Origin of the sequence: Lutibacter sp. (assembly GCF_041596795.1) — a bacterium.
Lineage (GTDB): Bacteria > Bacteroidota > Bacteroidia > Flavobacteriales > Flavobacteriaceae > Lutibacter.
The window spans coordinates 1-3,621 of the sequence record NZ_JBFHHX010000222.1 but is presented as its reverse complement, the minus strand read 5'-3'; the positions used below and the strand labels follow the sequence as shown (position 1 = coordinate 3,621).

Genomic DNA, 3,621 nt, shown 5'->3' with positions numbered 1-3,621 from the left:
CGAAAGTTTACTTACAGGTGTTAATTACAAACATCCAATAGCTTTAGATTGGTTGGTAAGCGCCATAAACAATTTCTTAAAAAACAACGAATTAAACACAACACATCCGTTAAACTTATTAATTAGAAATTTACGACAATCTAACCAAACGTTAAAAGGAATTTATACTAATTACGAAACGGATTTATTACCCAAATTAGAAAAAGACAATCGTACTTATTTTGAAAGATTTAAATCTCAGCTACACATAAATCACCCAAGAATGCGCTATGCATTGCGCTTAAGCATTTCTTTTTCTATTGGTTATGCTGTTTCTGAATATTTTCAAGTAGCTAAAGGAGAATGGATTGTGTTAACTATTTTATTTGTGTTACAACCTAGTTATAGCGAAACAAGACGACGGTTATTACAAAGAATTATAGGTACTTTTTCTGGAGTTGTAATAGGAATTTTAATTATTAGGTTATTCACTTTTTCTGGCCAAATAATACTAATGATTTCATCGGCATATTTATTTTTATTATGGATGAAACGCCGGTATTCTGTTGGCGTAGTATTTATCACCATTTTTGTATTATGCGCATTTAATATTATTGCAAATAAAGGTGTAGATGTTATGGCTCCAAGGTTAATAGATACCTTAATAGGTGCTTTAATTTCATTTTTAGTAGTTCGTTTTTTATGGCCAGAGTGGCAATATAAAAAATTACCAAATTTACTTAGTGAAGTGATCCATAAAAACACGGCTTATTTTAGAGCTATATTAGATGAATACACAGGGTCTACAACCGATGATTTAGCTTATAGAATTGCCCGAAGAGAAGCTCATAGAGCAGATAACGCTTTAGTTATGGCTTGGCAAAATATGCAATTAGACCCTAAAAAACAGCAACAACTAAAAAACACTGCATTTACATTAACCTATTTAAACCATGCGTTACTTTCATATCTTTCAGCATTAGGTGCTCATAGAATTTATCATAACAATGAAGATTCTCAATTGTTATCTATTGAAAATCACATTTTAAAAGTGTTAGATAAAACCTGTAATTGGTTTACAGCAAAAGACAGTACTGATATAGAAAACATAGAAGATAGCTTAGAAGAAATAAGCAAACATTTACTAAACAACAATAAAGAAACTACCAAAATGCACAATATATTATTGTATAATATTGCTGAAGTTACCTTACAAATATTAGAAGAAGCAAAACTTTTTAAACCTAGCGAAAATAATAATTAAATGAATTTAATAAAACAAGTTGCAACAATATTAGGGTTTTGGTTTGCAGGAGAACTCCTTAATTATGTTACAAAAATACCTATTCCAGGTAGTATTTTAGGAATGCTATTAATTGTTTTAGCATTAGAATTAAAAATATTAAAACCAGAAAGAGTTGCGCAAGTAGCTAACTTTTTACTAAATAATATGGCTATGTTTTTTATACCTGCAGGAGTTGGTATTATGTGTCATTTTAAAATTTTAAAACAAGAATGGTTACCAATATCAATTGCAATAATTGTTAGTTCTTTATTAGTAATAACTGTTGTTGGAAAACTTATGGAAAGAAAAAATGATTAGTTTTATAAACACTCCACTATTTCAAGTAAGCTTAACTTTAGTAGTTTTTATAACAGCTAAAAAACTTCAAAACAACTACAAATCGCCTTTATTAAATCCAATTTTAATTACCATTTTAGTAGTTATTGGTTTTTTATTGATGAGTGATATTTCTTATAATGATTATAAGAACAATACTATAATTATAAGCTTTTGGTTAGCGCCATCTGTAATTGCTTTAGGTTATGCTTTATTCAACTTTATTGAAGAAATTAAAAATGATGTAAAAAGGATTTTACTCGCCATGTTTTTAGGAAGCTTAACTGGCATTGTTTCTGTAATAGGTTTTGCCTTTGTATTTGGAGCCTCAAAATTAACCATCATTTCTTTGGCGCCAAAATCTGTAACAACACCCATAGCTATTGAGGTTTCTAAACAAATGGGTGGTGTTCCTCCTTTAACAGTTGCTTTTGTAATTGTGGTAGGCGTTTTTGGAGCTGTATTTGGACAAGCCTTTTTAAAAATTATTGGTGTAAAAAATGCCAAAGCAGTAGGTTTAAGTTTAGGCGCAAGCGCCCACGCTTTAGGTACAGCTAGTATAAGCGCAAAAGGACCAGATTATAGTGCTTTTGGAGGTTTAGGAATGGCTTTAAACGGAATTATTACTGCCGTAATAGCTCCTTGGATAGTGCAATTGGCAATTTATCTTTTGTATTAAACAATCATCACTATAATTTTTTTTATGAACAACTATTCTATCGGATAATTATCATCCCAATTTTTAACTTTTGGCGTATGAAGTTTACCCAATGATTTTGCAACCAACATAGCTACAAACCCATCTCCCGTAACATTTACCGTTGTTCTACACATATCTAAAGGTCTATCTATTGCAAAAATAAGTGCTAATCCAGCTTCTGGTATTCCTGCTTGCCCAAGAACAATAACCAACATAACCATTCCTGCACCAGGAACAGCTGCAGAACCAATACTTGCCAACGTAGCTGTTACAATAATACCTAACTGAACACCTAACGATAAATCCATTCCAAAAGCTTGAGCAATAAAAACAGCTGCAACGGCCTGATATAAACTTGTTCCGTCCATATTAATAGTTGCTCCAATTGGTAATACAAAACTGCTTACCTCTTCATCAACACCCAAATGCTCTGTAACTCTTTCCATAGTAACTGGTAATGTTGCAGCACTGCTACTTGTAGAAAATGCTAACAATTGCGCAGGTGAAATTCCTTTAATAAAGGTAGATGGATTTTTCTTTAAAACTACCCAAAGTATTAAATTATAAAAAGCAATCATTAAAGCCAATCCAAAAACCACTGTAATGGCGTACCAAATTAAGGCATTAAATAAATCTATACTTGGCGATTCAACTACTAAAGCTGCTAACAAAGCAAAAACTCCATAAGGAGCAGCTAACATTATTAAATCAATCATTTTAAGAATCACTTCATTAAAACCATCGAAGAATTTTTTTACTGGTTTCGATTTTTTCTCAGGTATTAATATTAAACCAATTCCAAAAAAAATGGCGAAAAATATAACCTGAAGCATATTTTTATTTTCAGATGCTGCTCCAAAAATATTATCCGGCACAATATCAACCAAGGCTTGTAATGGTCCAACTTCCATTTGCTTTGTAGCTTCTTCAGAATATTTAGCAGCATCACTACTATAATTATCCACCAATTCATGTCTTGTCTCTTCAGAAATAGAATTACCTGGCTGAATAATATTTACTAGTAAAAGACCTATTGTAACAGCAAGTACGGTAGTTATTAAATACAAACCAATAGTTCTAGTTCCCATTTTAGAAAGCTTAGAAATATCTTTTAAATCTGACACTCCTTTTATTAATGATGCTAAAATTAATGGTACTGCAATTAATTTTAATGAATTTATAAAAATAGTACCAAATGGTTTTATCCAATCTTGCACTATTTCTCTGCCATGTTCAAATTGAGTCATTAATAAACCTATTAAAACTCCCAAGGCCATACCTATTAATATTTGCCAATGTAATGCGATTTTTTTCATTGAAT

Annotated in this window: 4 protein-coding genes; 3 read left to right on the top strand and 1 reads right to left on the bottom strand. The window is 31.0% G+C overall.

Going from position 1 to position 3,621, the window contains the following annotated elements:
• The 3 genes from ABY298_RS15490 to ABY298_RS15480 form a co-directional block, all read left to right on the top strand.
• Nucleotides 1-1,243: FUSC family protein (locus tag ABY298_RS15490; RefSeq protein WP_372746954.1), on the top strand; the 1,243-nt coding region annotated here is incomplete at its 5' end.
• Complete coding sequence (locus ABY298_RS15485; RefSeq protein WP_372746953.1) at nucleotides 1,244-1,582, top strand: CidA/LrgA family protein; 339 nt, start codon at nucleotides 1,244-1,246, stop codon at nucleotides 1,580-1,582.
• The gene (locus tag ABY298_RS15480; RefSeq protein WP_372746952.1) at nucleotides 1,575-2,279 is read left to right on the top strand and encodes an LrgB family protein; all 705 of its coding nucleotides are present in this window, start codon (nucleotides 1,575-1,577) and stop codon (nucleotides 2,277-2,279) included. Before ABY298_RS15485 ends, ABY298_RS15480 begins: the two co-directional genes overlap by 8 nt.
• 32 nt (nucleotides 2,280-2,311) lie before the next feature.
• Here the strand turns inward: ABY298_RS15480 and ABY298_RS15475 are convergent, their stop codons facing one another.
• Complete coding sequence (locus ABY298_RS15475; protein WP_372746955.1) at nucleotides 2,312-3,616, bottom strand: dicarboxylate/amino acid:cation symporter; 1,305 nt, start codon at nucleotides 3,614-3,616, stop codon at nucleotides 2,312-2,314.
• Between the last annotated feature and the right edge of the window lie 5 nt (nucleotides 3,617-3,621).

Coding starts and splice junctions, on each gene's coding strand:
- ABY298_RS15485 (WP_372746953.1), top strand. CDS start 1,244: ATGAATTTAATAAAACAAGTTGCAACAATATTAGGGTTTTGGTTTGCA.
- ABY298_RS15480 (WP_372746952.1), top strand. CDS start 1,575: ATGATTAGTTTTATAAACACTCCACTATTTCAAGTAAGCTTAACTTTA.
- ABY298_RS15475 (WP_372746955.1), bottom strand. CDS start 3,616: ATGAAAAAAATCGCATTACATTGGCAAATATTAATAGGTATGGCCTTG.